Annotated in this window: 15 protein-coding genes and 1 other RNA gene; 15 read left to right on the top strand and 1 reads right to left on the bottom strand. The window is 40.9% G+C overall.

Features of this window, described 5'->3' with window-relative positions; genetic code table 11:
* Positions 1 to 51: 51 nt before the first annotated feature.
* From AAA970_RS12110 to AAA970_RS12055, 12 genes are all read left to right on the top strand, one after another.
* Entirely contained in the window at positions 52 to 1,089 is a 1,038-nt protein-coding gene (locus tag AAA970_RS12110) for a stage II sporulation protein M (RefSeq protein WP_338237329.1), read from the top strand.
* Positions 1,061 to 1,846: a hypothetical protein gene (locus AAA970_RS12105; RefSeq protein WP_053405869.1), complete on the top strand. Its 786-nt coding sequence runs from the start codon at positions 1,061 to 1,063 to the stop codon at positions 1,844 to 1,846. The genes AAA970_RS12110 and AAA970_RS12105 overlap by 29 nt, the downstream gene beginning before the upstream one ends.
* A gap of 36 nt (positions 1,847 to 1,882) precedes the next feature.
* Entirely contained in the window at positions 1,883 to 2,548 is a 666-nt protein-coding gene (locus tag AAA970_RS12100; protein WP_338237328.1) for a hypothetical protein, read from the top strand.
* 1 nt (position 2,549) lies between these two features.
* Positions 2,550 to 3,728, top strand: coding sequence for a DUF4350 domain-containing protein (locus AAA970_RS12095; protein ID WP_338237327.1), 1,179 nt, complete (start codon positions 2,550 to 2,552; stop codon positions 3,726 to 3,728).
* A gap of 2 nt (positions 3,729 to 3,730) precedes the next feature.
* On the top strand, positions 3,731 to 4,711 hold the full coding sequence (locus AAA970_RS12090; protein WP_338237326.1) for an AAA family ATPase: 981 nt from the start codon (positions 3,731 to 3,733) through the stop codon (positions 4,709 to 4,711).
* Positions 4,712 to 4,725: 14 nt separating this feature from the next.
* Positions 4,726 to 6,078 carry a DUF58 domain-containing protein gene (locus tag AAA970_RS12085; protein WP_338237325.1) on the top strand — a complete coding sequence of 451 codons (1,353 nt, stop codon included), beginning with the start codon at positions 4,726 to 4,728 and terminating at the stop codon, positions 6,076 to 6,078.
* A gap of 489 nt (positions 6,079 to 6,567) precedes the next feature.
* Positions 6,568 to 6,973: a transfer-messenger RNA gene (ssrA, locus tag AAA970_RS12080) on the top strand.
* Positions 6,974 to 7,165: 192 nt separating this feature from the next.
* Positions 7,166 to 8,050, top strand: a complete 885-nt coding sequence (locus AAA970_RS12075) for a hypothetical protein (protein WP_338237324.1) — start codon at positions 7,166 to 7,168, stop codon at positions 8,048 to 8,050.
* Positions 8,051 to 9,218: 1,168 nt separating this feature from the next.
* On the top strand, positions 9,219 to 9,782 hold the full coding sequence (locus AAA970_RS12070) for a hypothetical protein (RefSeq protein ID WP_338237323.1): 564 nt from the start codon (positions 9,219 to 9,221) through the stop codon (positions 9,780 to 9,782).
* A 2-nt stretch (positions 9,783 to 9,784) separates the two neighbouring features.
* The gene (locus AAA970_RS12065) at positions 9,785 to 10,573 is read left to right on the top strand and encodes a hypothetical protein (RefSeq protein WP_338237322.1); all 789 of its coding nucleotides are present in this window, start codon (positions 9,785 to 9,787) and stop codon (positions 10,571 to 10,573) included.
* A 13-nt stretch (positions 10,574 to 10,586) separates the two neighbouring features.
* Complete coding sequence (locus tag AAA970_RS12060) at positions 10,587 to 11,552, top strand: hypothetical protein (RefSeq protein ID WP_338237321.1); 966 nt, start codon at positions 10,587 to 10,589, stop codon at positions 11,550 to 11,552.
* A gap of 81 nt (positions 11,553 to 11,633) precedes the next feature.
* Positions 11,634 to 12,995, top strand: coding sequence for a hypothetical protein (locus AAA970_RS12055; RefSeq protein ID WP_338237320.1), 1,362 nt, complete (start codon positions 11,634 to 11,636; stop codon positions 12,993 to 12,995).
* 69 nt (positions 12,996 to 13,064) lie between these two features.
* Here the strand turns inward: AAA970_RS12055 and AAA970_RS12050 are convergent, their stop codons facing one another.
* Entirely contained in the window at positions 13,065 to 14,783 is a 1,719-nt protein-coding gene (locus AAA970_RS12050) for a pseudouridine synthase (RefSeq protein WP_338237319.1), read from the bottom strand.
* Between the two features lie 345 nt (positions 14,784 to 15,128).
* Here AAA970_RS12050 and AAA970_RS12045 point away from each other — a divergent pair, with 345 nt between their 5' ends.
* From AAA970_RS12045 to AAA970_RS12035, 3 genes are all read left to right on the top strand, one after another.
* The gene (locus AAA970_RS12045) at positions 15,129 to 15,815 is read left to right on the top strand and encodes a hypothetical protein (RefSeq protein WP_053405855.1); all 687 of its coding nucleotides are present in this window, start codon (positions 15,129 to 15,131) and stop codon (positions 15,813 to 15,815) included.
* A gap of 731 nt (positions 15,816 to 16,546) precedes the next feature.
* Positions 16,547 to 17,434: a leucine-rich repeat domain-containing protein gene (locus tag AAA970_RS12040; RefSeq protein WP_338237318.1), complete on the top strand. Its 888-nt coding sequence runs from the start codon at positions 16,547 to 16,549 to the stop codon at positions 17,432 to 17,434.
* Between the two features lie 106 nt (positions 17,435 to 17,540).
* On the top strand, positions 17,541 to 18,071 hold the full coding sequence (locus AAA970_RS12035) for a hypothetical protein (RefSeq protein WP_338237317.1): 531 nt from the start codon (positions 17,541 to 17,543) through the stop codon (positions 18,069 to 18,071).
* Positions 18,072 to 18,768 lie beyond the last annotated feature (697 nt).

The raw sequence follows: 18,768 nt of genomic DNA, 5'->3' as shown, positions 1-18,768 counted from the left end.
GTTTTTTGATAAATACTTTAAAAAAATAAATATATCATAAACTTGATATTATTGCAAAATATCGAGAATTTGGACGGTATTTATTTGTTGAGATTAATGAAAGAGGCCACTTTTATATTTAAAAATAGGAAGCATTGGAATAAGCTTAAACGGGTTTTAAAAGAGGAGGAAGGAGCTGATCCGGATCAACTTTCTGAATTGTATGTCCGAACCAATGATGATTTAGCCTATTCCAGAACTTTCTATCCAAAAGGGGAATCCAAGCGTTATTTAAATCAATTATTAAGGGAGCTTCATTATCATATCTATAGAAGCCGTGATGTTGATTTTACTTATTTCATTCGGTATTGGTGGGAGATTTTACCGACAGAGATCGCCAGGCATCCCATCCCTTATCTTACCTCTTTTACCTTTTTTTTCCTGTCCTTTCTGATCGGAATTATTTCAAGCGCCCATGATGGTGAGTTTGTTCGGGTCATTTTAGGGGATAGTTATGTGAACATGACACTGGATAATATCGCCAACGGGGATCCAATGGCGGTGTATAAGTCTTCCTCAGAGCTAGAAATGGTGAGTGGGATAACGGTCAATAATATTATGGTAAGCTTTAACGCATTTACCGTGGGTATTTTCGCTTGCCTGGGTACCCTGAAGATTTTATTCCATAATGGGGTGATGTTAGGGGCTTTTCAGGGATTTCTATTGGATCATATTGATTGGAAAGACTACTTTTTTACCGTTTGGCTACATGGTACTCTGGAGATTTCGGCGATTGTTATTGCCGGAGGGGCAGGGATACAATTGGGGGCCTCCTGGCTTTTTCCCGGGGATAGATCCAGGCTGGATGCCTTGAAAAAAGGAGGGAAATCCGCCCTGGTAGTGATCGTAAGTTTAATCCCAGTTTTTATGATGGCCGGCTTCATTGAGGGAGTGATGACCAGACATACTGAATGGTCTTATTTTCTAAGGGCTGTGATCGTTAGCCTATCAGCGATTTATATCCTAGTAGTATATATTATTAGACCAATATCGATTTTTTTTACCTTAAAAAAACAGGAAGATGAATTTACGACAAGTACGCTCAATTGATCAGCGACTAGATGCTACTTTTTCTTTTTATAAAGAGAATTTTAGTGGATTGCTGAAGATTTACTCCAAGACTTCCCTACCCTTAATTGTATTAGGTGCCTTACTGGGGCTAGGAAATTTTAGTGCTTTAGTGACCGCCTCAGGAGGCGATAATCTGATTAGCCTCATCGCTAGTGTGGGAGGAATTATGGTGAATGTGGGATCGATCATCATGGCTTTACAAACTATAGTGGCGATGATGTTTTATCAAAAAAATGGCACGCTGGGTGATTCGGAAACGGTGTATGCTTATGCCAAAGATGAATTTTGGGCCTATGTTGGAATTTCTATTTTGTTGGGTTTTGGTGTAGTTTTAGGCTTCATGTTTTTAATTATTCCAGGGATATTTTTAGCGGTTGCCTGGTCTGTGGTGCTTCCTGCGAAAATCATTGAGGAATTGGGAATTGGGGCTGCTTTTTCAAAAAGCCGTTATTTGGTGAGGGATAACTGGTGGAATACCTTTGGCTTTTTTATTATTATTGGTCTGATCGTTTGGGTGGTTGGTGTTTTGGCTTCCTTGCCCTTGCTCGCTCAAATGGGTTTGAGCATTTTCTCAGGCATTGAGGTTGGCCTTTGGGCATATGTGTATTATCCCGTGATGACTGTGGTGTCTAATTTAATTAATATGTTAACCATTGTCGGGATGGTGCTGACTTATTATCACCTTTTGGCCATGAAGGAACCAATGGGAATCGAGGATGAAATTTCAAGCTTTTAACAGCCTAAGGGAGTAGAGGCTCCCTTTCTTTTCTATATGTATAGATTATTATTTTTACTATTTATTTTTCCTTTTGAAGCAGTGGGGCAGCAGGCTTTCAAACCGGAAACGGTAAAGGAAATCAAGGCGGATGCCTCCTTTCGATATCAGGCGCCAGTCATTCGGGAGCCTACGGCATTAGAAATTTGGTGGGAGGGCGTGAAGGAATATATCGCTGATTTGCTAAGACCAATTGGTAAGGTTGCATTTCAGCACCCGGTTTCCAAATGGGTTTGGATTGCTCTGGCCCTGGGGATTTTGATATTTCTGGCCTATAAAAGAGACTGGCTGTCTTTATCCCGAAAAGAAGGAACAAAAAAGCGGCGAAAATCTATTGTCCCGCAGCAGTTGCAAATTGATGATGAAGATTTGGAGTATTTGCTTCGAAAGGCCGTGGAGCAGGAGGATTTTAAATCCGCTACCCGCTATTTATATATTAAGAGTTTGAAAATGTTGTCTTTGCGAGCTGTGATTGATTTTCAACAATGGGAAATTCACTCTCAGATAGCCAAACAAATTCCTCAGCTGGACTTGAAGCAAAGCTTCAATGATTTGGGTTATTTTTTCCAATACGTTTGCTATGGCGATTATGAAGCGGATCGGAATACCTATCAAACGGCCCTTGAGGTATATGTAGAATTTGAAAGAAAATTGAAAAAGTAATATGCCAAAGTCGTTTAAAATAGCCTTACTGTTTTTGATTTTAGGGCTGGGGGTATATTATTATTTCGCTTCCCCCAAGCATGATTGGAGTAAACACTACCTCAACTATAAAAAATCACCATATGGCACCTATATCTGGAATCGCCTGCTGGAGGAATGGTATGTGGGTTCCCGGCCTGTTTTCTTTAGAAAGTCGATTTATGAATATGATTTGCCAGAAGGAGAAGCAAACGTTTTTATGCTGGCTCCCAAGATTGAGCTGGAGAAACACGAGTATTCCAAATTATTAAGAGAAGCTAAAGACGGGAAGCATTTTCTGATTTCCGCTCAGGTAATGAACAATAGCTTTCTGGATACACTAGGTTTGAAAAGTGAGTTTCTGCCGGAGATATTGTTCAAGGATTTTTCCGATAAAGTGCAGGGGCTCACTGATTCCTTAAATATTTGTTTGCTGGAGGAGGAGGTGAAGGTCTCCGGAGCAGATTTCGTTCATGCGATTAAAATTAAGGAGGAGTCCTCCATTGATTGGCAAGTTCTGGGGCAGGTAGAGGAAAATCAGCGCTACTTTTTGCTGGAAGGAAAGGTGGGAGACGGGCGTATCATCATTAATATGTTACCTTGTCTGTTTTCTAATTACCACCTGATTCATGATCGAGAAAGGAAGTTAATCAATGAGCTGGCGAATCATTTTCCACAGGAGCATTGGTACTGGAGCGAATATCAGCTATTAGGGCCCGCCACGGACAAGTCTCCCCTTCAATTTGTGAGGGCTTCGGAAGCCTTGAATGTGGCCTGGAATATTTTAATTGCGACCGGTTTGATCTTCCTGTTTTTGGGAGCACAACGGAGGCAACGCATCCGGAAGCCACATGCTTATAAAACCAATATGAGCAGGGATTATGCGACCACCTTAGCGAAATTGTTTCAGTACAAGAATGCGGAAAGAGCCATTTTTGAGCATCGAAAAAATTATTTAAAAGATTACATCAAGACACATTACTTATTGGATTCTCACGATCGAAATGATTTATACTTTGATGCATTGGCAGAAAAGAGTGGGCACTCGGAAGTTTTTCTCAGAAGGCTTTGGTATGAGATAGATTTATCTAGAGGAGATACTTCCGCTCCGGACTTTGTGTCACTGAATCAGACAATTAATGAATTTTATAAAAAGAAATAATAATGGATACACCTTCAGTTTTTCAAAATAGATTATACATCTCCGATGTTAGAGATAAAATTCAGGAGATGAAAAGCCAGATAGGGCAAAAACTAGTGGGGCAGGATAAGGTGGTGGACCTAATGATTATCGCCCTTTTGGCAGATGGACATGTTTTGCTGGAAGGTGTGCCTGGTGTGGCAAAAACATTGGTCGCCAAGCTTTTGGCTTCCATGGTGAATGCCGATTTTTCCCGTATTCAGTTTACTCCGGATTTAATGCCTTCAGATGTTTTGGGTACTTCCATCTATAATCAGAAAGAAGGGGTTTTTCAGTTTAAAAAAGGGCCTATTTTCACGAATATGGCTTTGGTTGATGAGATCAACCGTGCCCCGGCAAAGACGCAGGCCGCGCTTTTCGAGGTGATGGAAGAGCGACAAATTACCAATGATGGCACTACCTACCCGATGGATTACCCCTTCATGGTTTTAGCCACCCAAAACCCGATTGAGCAAGAAGGAACTTACCCGCTTCCGGAAGCACAGCTGGATCGATTTATGTTCAAGGTTTCGGTGGGGTATCCTACATCAGAGGAAGAGCAGGAGGTTTTGAAGCGGCACCATTTGGGGCAGTTAAGTTCGTCTAATGTGGAGGTGCAGTCGTTTTTTTCGAAAGAAAATTTAAAGGAAATCCGTTCTTTGGTAGAGCAGGTGACCGTGGCCGACAAATTATTCGCCTATATTACCGCGCTGGTGCAGGAATCAAGAAAATCAGCCCAGTTATATTATGGCGCCTCTCCACGTGCTTCTTTAGCCATTATGAAATCGGCCAAGGTGCACGCCATTATGAATGGCCGTGACTTCGTGACGCCGGAAGATGTGATTTTTGTCTTTTCCTCCGTGATGAGCCATCGGGTGATGCTGACTCCAGAGAAAGAAATGGAAGGGTACACCGTTGAAATGGCCCTTGACCAGATTTTGAAGGCGGTAGAGGCACCACGATAGATATTTCAGGCATTATGATGGAGCGTTTAAATAGTATATGGAAGGAGCTTTATCAGCTCAACTTTAGCATGCGTTTTTATCTGGCGGCGGCTGTGGTGGCTAGTATGAGTGTGCTTGGATTTTGGATAGCTCCCCTGTATTGGTTGAGTCAATTATTATTACTGGCCTGGGTTGTTATAAGTGTTTTTGAATTTATATTATTATTTTTTACCGGGAATATTCAGGGGGAGCGACAGCTTCCCAATAGATTTTCGAACGGGGATACCAATCCGGTAAAAGTGAGCCTAATCTCCACTTATCGATTTCCTACCATCCTTCAATGGCTAGATGAAATTCCGGATCAGATTTCAGAGGAAATCCCCCTGCAGCAGGTCGCTTTTTCAAAGCAACAACAGCAGCAATTTCAATATTTATTGCAGCCGGTGGAGCGTGGAGCATATCATTTCGGATACTTAAGAGTCGTGGCTCAGGGCTTTTTAGGCTTAGTGGAAAGGCATTTTAAATTGGCCAGTCCACAGGAAGTGGCCTGTTATCCTTCTTTCGTGCATTTGCGTCAGTATGAATTAATGGCACAGAATACGGCCTTTTCCTTTGGGGGAGTTAAAAAATTCAGAAGAATAGGGCAGCAGAAAGAATTTGATCAAATACGTGAGTATATCATTGGAGATGATATTCGAAATGTAAATTGGGCGGCCACCGCGCGCAAGGCTGATTTGATGGTGAATCAATATCAGGATGAAAAAGCACAACAGGTAGTCGCACTGATTGATGGTGGTCGAAATATGAAAGCATCCTTCAATGGTATGGATCTGGTTGATTATGCGATTAATTCCACTTTAGTCTTGTTGAATGTCGCCTATAAGAAAAAGGATTTGGTGGGGCTTCATTGTCATGATCAATCCCAGCGTTCCTGGATAAAACCTTCCAGGCAACCTATGATTATTAATACATTGCAAGAGCAGTTGTACAAGTTCAGGCCTTCCTTTGAAGAGACTGATTTTTCCGGCGTTTATACCCACCTGAGAAGGCAGCTGAGTCAACGGTCGATGGTGTTGCTGTTTACCAACTTTGAAAGTGAGCTTAGCCTGGAACGTCAGTTGCCTTATTTTCGAAAAATGGCCGCCCGGCACCTCCTGGTGGTGGTACTCTTTACCAATACAGAGGTCGAATCCTTTCTGGAGGAAGAAGTGGTGGACGAGTCCGGCGCCTATTTAAGAGGGGTGGTTGAAAAAATGGCCAATGAAAAACAGCTTATGGTGAAAAAATTGCGCCAATATGGTATTCACCCGATTCTCACGGCCCCCGAAAACCTGACAGTGAGTGCGCTGAACAAGTATTTGGAGTTTAAGGCAAGGGGGATGATTTAGATGAAGGTATTTAGCCCGGATTATTCATGCTTAAATCCTCGTTTAGCTGTAAGGCGGAAAAAATGAAGGAATAGTTTCCTATTTAGAGTTTTTTCCAACGAAACAGATGAATGAGGAGAAAGCAAGCTTGCTCAAATTTGGGCTATTGTAATTCAAAGAAAATAAGTTTTAAAGGCTTGAAATTAAATTAATTGTGCTGGGTTAATAAATTGGCGGTGAATAATTCGGCTTAGGGGCTGCCTCGCACGCTCGGTCAGGCTCTCGGCAGTCGCTCTGCGGCCGGAAGGTTTTGAAAAAAAATAGTTATTTGGTCTTCCGGCCACAGGAGCTCCAACAACCGGCTTCGCCGCTGCCTCCATCCTTCAGCCAATACTGGTCCGTACTCTGGCATATCCAAATGCAAAGCTTTTCGTAAAAATCAATGTGGATTTGCATATTAAGCGGTTTTATCCCATCTTTGCAGTCCATTTTACCATGATGGATCCGATAGGGGTCGATCGGTTTTGACAGGATGAGTCGTTGCGAGTATAAGCATGTCGGGGGGAGCGTGTACCTCCGTGATAAATTTACGCACATCATAATTGGCGAGTCTAACTTTGCCATGGCTGCCTAATCATAACTCCTAGAGTATGATAGCAGGCTTTATGCGGTTGAGCTAATAGTTCCCGGGCCACATCCCACCAACTGGGGTTTCTTACGGTTGGATTTGGGGTGTCGTTTATAAGAAAATAGGAGAGGGAGATGCTGCGATCCTAATCCGAATACTAGCAGATAAGACGAACGGTTGGATGTTTTCCTCCTGCCCTCGTTCGAAAATTTAAGTGTAAACTAAGCATGTAGAAGGCTCGACAATTACCTTCTCTGGACGCGAGTTCGATTCTCGCCGACTCCACACTCATTTTCTAAAACCCCTCTTAGCTACGCTGAGAGGGGTTTTTTATTGTTTTTTTTTGACTTCGACTTTGATGCCCAGTAGCAATTGGATAGACTTGGGTGTCGCATTCAATTTTTGGACTTTTATCCTGTCAATTAAATTTGGAGAAAATGATTTTTTATTTTCTAATGAATAAGTTGAATATTAGTTTATATGAGCGACGAGCGAAAATTTGACATTAAGAGGTACCGCTTTTATTTATTTAATATCCCCTATTTACTGTTGCCATTGATATTTATTGGTTTAATAATAAATGGAATGTATCAGCACGGGCGTAACAGTTTCGAGGGAAGGGATTATTTCCTTTTGACGGTAAGTGTATTGGTTATCGCATGGACAGTTTATTGTTTTCGAAAACAAATAAAGCAGGTGCCACCAGTCACATTGACCGCAAAAGGGCTATTTATCGGGCAGGAGGAAATTGATTGGCAAAAAATCGATAAGGTTTTTCTCTGGCAACAGGCATGGTTTAGCTTAGGGATTGCTCCGGTTTTATATCCGGTTATTTATTTCAGCGCTCAAGGGCAGGATTATTATATTTATGTTGATTTTTATAAAAATATTAATGCTTTAAAGGCAGTTTTATTGGAAAAGTTTGCAGCTGAGGACTATTGCCCCCCTGCGGTCAAAGCAGGAATGCGATATACCTTTACCATGCCCTGGTGGAAAATGAGCAACACTATAATTTTCGGCATCACTGCCTTATTAAGTTTACTTATACCCATTCCAGTGGTCGCCGGATTTTGTAGTGTGGCGGCCTTGATTTTGGTGATAATAAACCTGATGATCAATTGGAATCGATTGATCATTGATGAGTATAAGATCGTAAGAGAAAATCGGATGACAGGGGCCAGAAAGGAAATTTTTCTAAAGGATGTCTGCAATAGCGCTATTTATTTTAATGGTAGAATGATGCTTTTGCAGTTAGGGTTGTTGGAAGGGCCTGCTCACTTGATAAATTTGGATGCCGTACCTGATGATCAACATGAAGAATTATTAGCAGTGTTTAATGCCCATCGGGAGACAAAAGAGGTTTAACCTGAATTATTCGCTGTGGATTTATCTGACTGAATTAAGTTGTTTATTCTTAATTTGTTATGGGTGTTTTTCTTTCGTTTCTAGTAGCTCAAATTTGTGCAAGTTTGCTTTTTCCTTATTCATATGCTTCCTTGGAAAAAACTTGTAGTAAGAAACTAGTTTTTCGTTTTTTCCGCCTTACAGCTGAGGGAGGATTTTTCTTCCTAATGACTGTGTGCCTCTTTCTGTTGTTTTAAAAGATTAATTTTGAAGGAGATACAAATTAGGTGGCAATCAAATATTTGGACTTCTGTTGGTGTTTTTATTGATCAAGCAGGTTGTTTAGTTAATTTCATCAAATTGTTTAAAAATAGGTGATTTTTCGTAATCGATTTTAATTATTAGTGGACTGGTTTTTAGTCTGTTGTGTTTTTTTTATGATAATTATTTTATTTTTCTATACTGGTTTAATGGGTGATTCATGAGTACTTGATTATCCTCACCGATAAAATATTAGACATCCCGGCTCTTGATTGTTCTTTTGAGAATATTTTTGAAGCAGTAGCTTTTTTAGAAGGTCTGTTTCCTATTGGTAAATTTTAGTAAATTTTACATTTTTTCGTATTTGATTGTTAATCAATGTTTTGAATGTTGGGGTGAAAATAGCCTATTTAAGCGTTGGGATTTATTTTCTGCTGAAAATGGGTAAAAAATTACATTTGCAAAAAAAAATGACTTAGATACCATCTGGTTGAGTGATTGTGTTTATTAACAACATACTTGTATTTTATTGTTCATTGATTTTGTTTAGTATAATTTTTTACAAAAAAATTAATATTTAGATTCTGTTGCGTGCCAACCTTTGATTTGTGTGTGTCATTTTTCAGTGAAATTTCAAGATTTTTAGAATGATGTTTGGTTCCTCCGGAGCAAAACGCCCAATTAGAATGAAATTAATTCCATAGCTTTGTCCTATAATATTTGCCGAAATCACTAATGGTTGCCCTATGTTAATGGTGGGGAGGAGGATTCCTGCTAAGGTGGTTAGGGAGTATTGTTTTATAGATATTAGAATCACTATTGCCTGTATGAATATTTACTTAATATTTTGTGGTTTCCTAAGTCGAAATTGGAACTCCTCAGATGATGACGGTTGATGATATTTAAGAAACGGCGGGAGAAATAGAGAATGAAACGATTTATACTTTTTATTATTTTCATAGCGATAGCTGCTGAAATGATGGCCGCCGCTCCTCCTAGGCGAAAAAGGACAAGCCGGAGAGGATCAAAGGGGTCCAATGTCTTTGTTGGTGTGCAATATACTACTGATCAAAAATTCGGAGCCCAGGTGTATCTTCCGTTGAGGGTAGGTAGGTACGGCCGTAATCAAAATTTTGGTATGGGACTTAATGGGCGTATGAGCCAAATGACAAAAGATGCGGAAACAGTGATAAAGGCAGATTTGCTCGTGAATTTTGGATATAAGGTAAGCAGAGGGGTGCATATACTGCTCTCCCCCGGAATGCAAACATTGGCGAACTATGAAAAAGGTTCTATGGAGCATCCCGATTACCCCGAAATAGAAGTGCCCTATACGGATTTTAAAAGTGAATATACCTACGCTTTAGAAGCCGGGATTTTATTTGAGCTCAATGATTGGAATAAGAACCCCCGCTCCAGCGTTCCATTTTACCTTTATACCGGTTACCACCTCACCAATGGATTTACTTTTGGGGCTGGTTTAACTTTTTAGTGATGAGATTGATCAATATACTATATATATTTTTGTTGCTGTTTTTTTCCTGTAAACAGGAGGAATTATTCTACCCGCAATCTCCTGATTGTCAGTATGTATTTTCCATTAGTGAAAATGATCAACACTGGATCGATCAGGTAGCTTATGCGGTGATCCAATCTCAGGGTTCGGATAAAATTTTGGCGCAAAAGTTATTGGCGCATCCTACTGATAGTGGGGTGGTGGTGCCGGCCTCCAAAGGCTTGATTGGAGCGAGTGAGCTGTTCAAGGTGGAACTGATGAGTGAGCATGGAATGGTAGTGGCCGCTATCCCGATGGATACGGCGATTTTGGCACCACAAGTCCAAGAACCCTTACCGTACGGCATTGTAAGAACCTTTAATCAGACTTATCAGGAAAGCCTGCAGGTAGTATTGGCGAATGGTTTCTCGGAGGCGGATTTTGGCTATGCCAATTGGGGTGTCAGCATCCTAGAGCGTACCGATTTTACCATTACTGCTTCCATAATTGATGACAAGGGTGCTTGGGTGCCAGTAACGGGTACGATCAGAATAGAAAATGAGGAGGGGGCGATCTTGGTGGAACAAAAGGGACTGGATACCGGATTTTCAAAGATTGGGGTGCCGAAAGGGACGATGACGACCATCTTTTTTACACCGGATGATAGCGACTTGAAAGTCGAAAAAGTACGACTAGTATTGGATCAGGGGCAATTCCTGAACTTGGATTATCCGGTCAATAGAATACATGAACAAGACGATATTATCGATATCATATTTACAAAATAATTAATCAATATTTATGCAAAACTTAACGACAAAATTATTGACGTTGCTACTGGTAGTAGCGGGTCTTTTCTCTTGTAAGTCCACTGAGGATGAATTGGTTGGGAATGGGGAGATTACTTTTAATTCTGCGATGCACTCTAATGAGAGTACAGCTCGTGTTATGGGAATCTCAGCTTTTGTAATGGAGAGTGTGGAGACAATGGTTGTTACTTATTCGGATGGGACAACAGCAATACCTTTGACTTTTACAAAAACGAACGCAGGTTTATACCCTGGGGGAGATGAGACAGCAGGAACTGGTTTTGTAACAACAGATAAAGTAGCTTTTCCAGCGGGTACAGAGATTTTCTTTACAGATGTTCAGCTATTTGATGATGGTGGTGATTTGTTAGCGATGACACCCAAAACTAATTCGATATTGGCAAATTGGACAAAAAATTTAGATCCAATTTCGTTTGATGAAAGTAGTGCGCCAGCTGGTTCTGTTTTTATTACTGAGGTAGCCTTAGATGCAACAACAAAATTAGCTTCAAGTGCTATTACAATCAATGCTAATGAAATTTGGAATGTTGAATTCGCTGCAGTAGATGTGACAGAAAACAGCGCAACCGATTTCGGTTATATGAATGGTATCATTCACGAAGGTAACATTGTAAAAAGAGCCGATTTCCAAATTACAACAACAAAATTGGATGCTGATGGTAAGTGGGTGGCTGTTCCTGGTACTTTGAAAATTACAGATTCTTCTGATGCTACAATTGTTTATTTTGAAGAAGATGATAGCAGTGGTAATTACTCAAATGGATTCTGGACGGTTGGTATTCCAGAGGGTAAATCGGTAACTGTATCATTTACCGGAGGTACAATTTCAACGATCAAGTACCATGGTAAAGCTGATGCATCTAATGGTAAGCCTGTTGATGTTGGCAACCCAATTACACCGACTCAAAATGATGTATTTGATGTGATTTTGAATTAATCGTATCTAATTGAAACAATAAACACACCCTCCCCATAGGGTGTGTTTTCCCCTATACAATCACCCATAAAACTCATTCCAATGATCAGATCGGTCTTTTTACTTTTCTCATTGACCTTCCTTTTCATCAGTTGCCATGTTGATGAACAATCTCCCCTGAATGGAACCGGAGAGTTGGCCTTGTCGATGCAGTTGGAGCTGTTTGAAAATGGCCGGCAGGCGGCAGTGGCAATGGTTGAGGAAACGGGTACTATTGTATATGAGGTAGCCCCCTGTTTGAATGGGGATTGTGACGATTTGGGGACCGAGGAAACTTATGTTGTAGAAGCCTATATTTATGCTGATGGGAGTATTTCATCCGAAAAATTGCTTTTACCTGTCGGTAACTATGTGATCACTTCTTGCGCTTTATTGAATAGCATGAAGGACGTGATTGGCTATGTGCCCGTGGAAGGGAATATTCCGGATGGTTATGATCCTGCTAATGCATGCCCTATTGCGTTTGAAATAACCCCAAATAGTATTGTGCCAGTAGAGGTTCATTTTGTACTTACCAGTACTTCCGGAGGGGATTTGACAGATATCGGTTACGGTCATTTGGATGGAGATATTGGGGATTATGAGCGACTGTTTCTTGAAATCGCGCGCATGGTACCCGTAAACGGAGTGCAAAGTGGGCAGTATCTTAATAAAGCTTATACCGGAGCGTTAAGTGTTTCAAATTCGGGAGTAAATCTAATTTCAGATTATCCGGTTAAATACGGCTTGGCTGTTATGATATTACCCTTGAATTATGTTGGTGAATCTTTAGATGTTTCAGTGGTTTTCCCTCCCGTGACCGCCACAACCGTGGACGATACTTTTGTCTATCAAAAGGACAGTGATCCGAACTCGGAAGCAATTGGGGCTTTGGTGACTTCTCAAACCACGGATTTGACTACTGATTTTAAAACCACCTACAGTATTACCAACTTTCAGCCCGATGATTGGTATATGACCTTGATCAACCCTTACGATCTGATTGTAGCCCCACCACAGGATTGTCCATCGGATTGGGTGAAAGGGACTGCTTATAGCAGGGGGGATTTAGTATCTGCAGCGTCAATAGGAGTTACTTATACCTGGATTTGTTTAGTAAGTCATACTTCAGTCAACGCAGATGAGCCATCTATGTCATATCAGTCAAATAAAGATATTTACACCGTCCAACATCATGACAAATGGATGTTGTTAGGAATTTGTCAGGGATCATCATGGCCTTCCTTAAAGACCTGGGCAGTAACAGGTGGTGGAAATAATACAGCCTATAAACAGGATGAATTAGTTCAGTATGAAGGGAACGTATACCAGTCCATTATTGAGATTACAGGAAATTATGCCTCTGATGCAGCCTTGCATGCTCCGGATAAAACCCCACTTTGGAGTTACATAGGCCCCTATTAAAACTGACTCATTTACTAATGCTACGGGCAATTACTAGAAGGTAATCGCCCGTTTTTGGGTGGGGTGTTTTTAAAAATCCGCCTCTAACACAAAGCTCATCCTCTCCCTCTTCACCGGATGCTCAAACTCCAGATAAGCCGCATGCAGATGCAGGCGTTCATCTACCTTTCCATATAAATCATCTCCAGTAATCGGACAATTCAAACCATCCGGATGAGCCGCATGCATGCGCAGCTGATGTGTACGTCCGGTAATCGGATAGAAATGAATCAGTGTTCGGCCGTTTTTACGTTCCTTCACCTCGAATTTGGTGCGGGCGGCTTTTCCATGCTGGTAGCAGACCATCTGTCTTGGGCGATCATCAAGGTCCACACGAAGCGGCAGGTCGATATAACCATCCGATTTTTTTACATAACCTTCCAGTAAAGCAGTGTATCGCTTCTTGACCGTTCTTTTGGTGAATTGTTCCTGTAGATTTTTATAGACTTCTTCATTTTTTGTTACCACCATCAGGCCGGAAGTGTCCATGTCTAGTCGGTGTACAATGATCGGTCCTTCCGCATCTGGCATTTGCTGTTTGATCCTTTCCAGTATGGAATCGGTATGGCTTTTTCCGGGAACAGATAGAAATCCGGAAGGCTTATTGACCACGGCCAGCACTTCATCCTCATACAAGACCTCAATATGATCCGGGACGATAATTCTTGCCGGTAGCGGATCCTCCTCCATCTCTAAGCCTTGAAGCATATGCCCCATGATCGGACCACATTTTCCTTTACAAGCCGGATAATAATTCAAATGTTTGCGGATGATGGTCTTTGGAGAAGGTCCATACCAGAACTCCGCCATGGCAATCGGACTTAGATTTTGCGCAAAAGCATATTGCAATAACCTAGGCCCGGCACAATCTCCCGCACCCGCCGGAGGTAATTCCTCTCCAAAAATCTCCCGCACCCCTTTCTTTTCACCTCGGGTATTGAGGAAGGTGTACTGATCGAAAATCTGCTGTTGAATCGCATTGGACTTTTCCCTACGCGCCTCTTTCAAAGCTAAAATAGGAGCACGCATCGCCTCTACTTTTTCTTCTGCAATTTTCATTCTTTTTTGCTCCTGTTTAATCGCCCCCTTCAGCCATTTGCGATCCGCCTGACTTTCTAAACTTGCTTTATGCAAAAGTTTCGAATATGCTTCTTCTGATAATGTGCTTTCCGCTTCTGCGCGTTTGGCTCTTCTTTCGGCCTTTCGGTCTTTTACCTCCTTTCGAAAAGCTTCAATCTGAGCAGTTCCAATCCTTCTGCATTCTTCCATATCCTGTAGGGCTGCCAGGTAATCCGGTGCATTTTCCCGTTTTACCACCTCCTCATTGATGGCATTTAATTCCTGCTCCCCGATTTTGAAGAAGGAATTGGGATCCCAGCGATCATAGAGTGTGGGGACAAATCCTGGCCATTGGTTCTTACCCGCAATAGCTCCTGAGAAAGCCGCCAAATAGCCCAATTGACCATGGCTATCCCGCACAATCATCACCCCAAACATTTTGCCCACACGTTCATTGTCTCCTTCCAGACTCAGCTCTTCCTGCCACTCCTCCTTTTGAGCCAAATAGGCCTGCAACTCCTCCGCCGCCAATACACAGAGTGCATGCGGTTGGTAGTTAAATGGAAAAGTGAATTTTTCAGGTAATGTTATGTTCTCGGCCTCTTTAGGCAAAGCATGTATTAAACGGTCTTTATCAGAAGGATTAATGGTCATCTCAGCTCTCTTATGCGTTTCCTTTTCAATAGCCAAAATTAGGCCTTTTTTCCCAAATCCCAGCATTTCTGTACAGGACACCGATAGTAGTGAGGTGTAAGGTTGGGGAAAAAGCGGAATTAGGCATATATCATTCGGTTAATTGAATGTGATTTGGGATAATGTTTCAATAATAGCGATGTTATTTTCTCAAAATAAAAGGGATGACCTCGGCAATCTTTCAGGTTTTGTTCCATGCGTTGGCAGTGAAGTACACGCTGATGAAGGATAAACCCGCTTTTTGCGAAAATATTAAATTAGGAAAAGTTGATTTAATTGGGGTTTTTATTTGTTTATAATATATTGAGCATGTATCTGATTTTGTTGAAGTAATTAAATATCATGAATGTTGAATATATATTTTTTGGGTTTATAGGATTCATTATCCTCGGGTTTATCATCTTTTCTCATTTTTTTACCGAGAAGGCCATTGTTAAACGAAAATTAAAAAAGGCTCCTCTAAAAAAAATCAAAAACTTTCGTAACGGACAGACGGCTCGTATTGTGGGTCAGGTCGTACCGGTGAATGAGGCCTTGAAAGCACCATTGTCCGGAAGAGCTTGTGCTGAATATCATGTGGAGGTACAGCAGAAAAAAAGCCAGGGGAAAAGCTCCAAATGGGTGAAAGTGATAGATGATCAAAAAAGCATCCCTTTTCTGATCAAGGAAGGAGATCATTTTGCGATCATTGAGGCATCGGAAAAAAGATCTTATATCGTAAAGGATGCCAAATTTGATTCCGGTTTTCTGAATGACGCCAGTCCCAAATTAAAACAATATTTAAAAAATCATGGTCATGATGATGAAAACTGGCTTGGGATGAATAAGAGCTTCAAATATCACGAAGGGATTTTGGAGCCCGGAGAAAAAATTGCTGTTTATGGAGAGGGACGATGGGTAACGGCACAAGAGCTGGAGTTGCCTGAAGCTTTTGGGAAGATTTTAGTCATGCAATCCGGAATGGACGCTCTATATATCAGTGATGACCCGGATACCTTGCAATTTGAGAAGAAGAAGGAAAGTTATTAATTGATAAGCACCGCTTTTATTGATTGCTGCTGAGGGGTATTATTGGATCACGATCGAATTATTGATGATTTCTTGTCCCAATAAATAAAGCCCGTATATCTAATAGCAATAGGTTACTTATGAAGTAGCCTGGTTTTACCTTTTTTGACCCGAACTATTTATTACTAGATTCAGGCGTTTGGTGTAAATTGCTTTATACTATTCTGTTAAAATAGTTCTTGCGATTTTATATTAGCCCAAATTGGGGTGGGCTTACTTTATCCTCATTCATCTGCTTCGTTGGAAAAAACTTGAAATAGGGAACTATTCCTTCATTTTCCCCGCCTTGCAGCTAAAACAGGATTTAAGTAGGAATAAACCGGGATAAATCTTCTATACTCCATTCAGACTTGGATTACTCGCTTTGAAATCATGTATTTATAAACTTGGAGCGACTCCTTTCGGTAATTGATTTTTAGAAAATTTTCTTTTTTCTCATCGATTAAATGAACCATAGAAGTCTAATTTGAAAAGACTGTGATAGTTATGAAATAAGTAATGTTTAATATGTTACTAAATGAGGGTATAATATAGACATATTTTTCATGCTAAAACCTTTGGTTAGGTGTTCGGGCTTCCTTTGTCTTTATTGGGTTCGGATTGTCCCGTTTTGGTATTTGTGTAAATCTAAGGGTGTTTTAATAAGGGGCGTGTTTGGTATGCCTATTTTGTTGATATAAACCAAAATAGACATGAAAGCATTTTTTTGTATACTATTATTTTTTTGTTGTTCGTGGTCATCAATGGCTACAGAAAAGTCTTATTTAAATGAGGAAGGACATATTGTTTTTCATGATAATGTGTTTGAAACCAAGGTAAGGTTAGCCTTGCGAATCCCTGTGGGTACTCCTGTTACTTTAAAAGATGCCGAATCGATGGACCGATTGGATCTGTCCGCTAAGCCCAGGAGTAAAGCTCATAAGGTTAGAGATATCGGAGCAATTCAATATTTTAAATATTTAAGAGAGCTGAATATTCGATATACTGAGGTGCATGATCTGTCGCCCTTGAATCAATTACAGGAGTTGCGTAAGCTGGATTGCTGGTATACCTCCGTACGAGACATTAGTCCATTGGCAGGAATGACGTTTTTAAAAGACTTGAATTTGGGTTATAGTCGGGTCACGGATTTATGCCCTTTGGAAGGTTTGGAGGAGTTGGAAACACTTTGGTTGGCGGGCCTTCGTTTCCGGGACTTTTCATGTTTTGAAAAAATAAATCCGGAATTAAAATCCTTGTCCATGATGGACTGCGGCTTAAAAGAGATTGATTTTTTGAAAGGGTTTAATCCTCACTATTTGATGTTGAGCCGGAATAAAATTAGAAATATTGATGCCTTGGCAGCAATGACGCAACTAAGGCAGTTGAATCTGAGTCAGAATAAGGTGAAGGATATTCGGGTGTTAAAGGAATTGTCAGAAAACGGAGCTTTTAAAGGGCGAAGAAAATATGGTGATAAAACGCATAATGAAAGTTATCATCTTGATTTGCAGGATAACGATCTTGACTTTTCATATAATCGAGAACAGTTTGAGACTATCAAATCCATTGAGCAAAAAGGAATTGAGGTGATGCGATAAGTTCGTCATGTTTCTGTCTATTTCGATTTTAAAGGTTGTATTTGGTCTGAGGAACTGTAACTGAAAACGAGCGGGAGGAGTTTAAAAAGCAAAAATACTTTTTGAAATGTCCGACATCTTCCCTCCTGAACTCCTGGCCAATGTACAAGCTTTGGAGGCGCGATTTACGCTGGTGAAACACCGACCCAAAGTTCAAGTTTTGGCTCAAATCCATGAAATAGGCCTCCGGCAAGTTTTTATTGATGAGCTGGTTAAGGCATTGGCCATTGAGGAGGGAGATGAAAAGCAACATGCTATTTATGCCATGCTCATTACGCTGGTAGAGTACTTTTCCGAAACCGCCGGGGTATTGGATGAAGAGGTAGATGCTGATGAATATGTATCCTTTATTCAACCCAATCTTGATTTTATTTCCGTTCTATCCCGACAAGAAGAGGATGAAGATTTAAAAAATGATATTCTGCAGGCTAAAATTAATCGATATCCCAATAGTGGCGTATTGGCTTTTTACATGTTTGAAGAGGGTAAAATATTTAAAGATTATCAACCTGTAGACCCTCAGGAGAATTTAAGATTTTCATGTTCTTTATTATTTTTTGCGCTCATTGATACCCTGGAAGCGCGAAAATTAGCTTAGTCAGTAAGGATAACATCATTTTTATCTAGTATATCAATGTCTGTAAACATGTGAATGCTACTTTTTAGACGAATTATTCCCTTTCAGAATTTGGGCGTCAGATGGAAGCTCTATTGTTAAACTGTGGTGAATGTTTTTGCTGATGGGGGAATAAGATAGGGGTGGGGAATAATTTATTATATATTTTATATTTCAACCTGCTGTGTGGAAGTATTTGTTTTTGGGGCAGTAGCTCGCCCAGGCTCACTAGCAGGCTTTCGGCAGTCGCTTTTTTGCGAGCCGCTACGCTTTTAGGCTGCAAAAAGAGCTTCAACAATGCCTCTATCCTTCTGCCGGCAGTTCTCGAGATCCCATCCGGGCGAATAGCCCGGCAGGGGCAGGGATGAAGCGGGCTTGTTTGAACCACAGCGGCCCAAAAGGCCGATGAGGTGAGCCGCGCGAGCCCGGTGCTGACGTCTAAGCGGCAGCAGCCCCCCCAAGCACCCTGCTTAACCCGAGTTATTCACCGCTAGATTTAGTGAGTCGTCTTAAGTGACTTATGTTTAGTCTGATAGGGTCATTATTGCTAAATTATTAATAGCCCAAATTTGGGCAAGCTTGCTTTCACCTCATTCATCTGCTTCGTTGGAAAAAACTTGAAATAGGGAACTATTCCTTCATTTTTCCCGTCTTGCAGCTAAACGAGGTTTTAAGCATG

Origin of the sequence: Persicobacter diffluens (assembly GCF_036244895.1) — a bacterium.
In the GTDB taxonomy this organism is placed as follows: domain Bacteria; phylum Bacteroidota; class Bacteroidia; order Cytophagales; family Cyclobacteriaceae; genus Persicobacter; species Persicobacter diffluens.
The sequence above is the reverse complement of the archived record's forward strand: the minus strand, read 5'-3'. Positions and strand labels throughout refer to the sequence as shown.

Excerpts from the sequence above, each read along its gene's own strand:
- AAA970_RS12040 (WP_338237318.1), top strand. The coding sequence starts at position 16,547 with ATGAAAGCATTTTTTTGTATACTATTATTTTTTTGTTGTTCGTGGTCA.
- AAA970_RS12095 (WP_338237327.1), top strand. The coding sequence starts at position 2,550 with ATGCCAAAGTCGTTTAAAATAGCCTTACTGTTTTTGATTTTAGGGCTG.
- AAA970_RS12105 (WP_053405869.1), top strand. The coding sequence starts at position 1,061 with ATGAATTTACGACAAGTACGCTCAATTGATCAGCGACTAGATGCTACT.
- AAA970_RS12035 (WP_338237317.1), top strand. The coding sequence starts at position 17,541 with ATGTCCGACATCTTCCCTCCTGAACTCCTGGCCAATGTACAAGCTTTG.
- AAA970_RS12085 (WP_338237325.1), top strand. The coding sequence starts at position 4,726 with ATGATGGAGCGTTTAAATAGTATATGGAAGGAGCTTTATCAGCTCAAC.
- AAA970_RS12060 (WP_338237321.1), top strand. The coding sequence starts at position 10,587 with ATGCAAAACTTAACGACAAAATTATTGACGTTGCTACTGGTAGTAGCG.
- AAA970_RS12045 (WP_053405855.1), top strand. The coding sequence starts at position 15,129 with ATGAATGTTGAATATATATTTTTTGGGTTTATAGGATTCATTATCCTC.
- AAA970_RS12090 (WP_338237326.1), top strand. The coding sequence starts at position 3,731 with ATGGATACACCTTCAGTTTTTCAAAATAGATTATACATCTCCGATGTT.
- AAA970_RS12075 (WP_338237324.1), top strand. The coding sequence starts at position 7,166 with ATGAGCGACGAGCGAAAATTTGACATTAAGAGGTACCGCTTTTATTTA.
- AAA970_RS12100 (WP_338237328.1), top strand. The coding sequence starts at position 1,883 with ATGTATAGATTATTATTTTTACTATTTATTTTTCCTTTTGAAGCAGTG.
- AAA970_RS12070 (WP_338237323.1), top strand. The coding sequence starts at position 9,219 with ATGAAACGATTTATACTTTTTATTATTTTCATAGCGATAGCTGCTGAA.
- AAA970_RS12055 (WP_338237320.1), top strand. The coding sequence starts at position 11,634 with ATGATCAGATCGGTCTTTTTACTTTTCTCATTGACCTTCCTTTTCATC.
- AAA970_RS12065 (WP_338237322.1), top strand. The coding sequence starts at position 9,785 with ATGAGATTGATCAATATACTATATATATTTTTGTTGCTGTTTTTTTCC.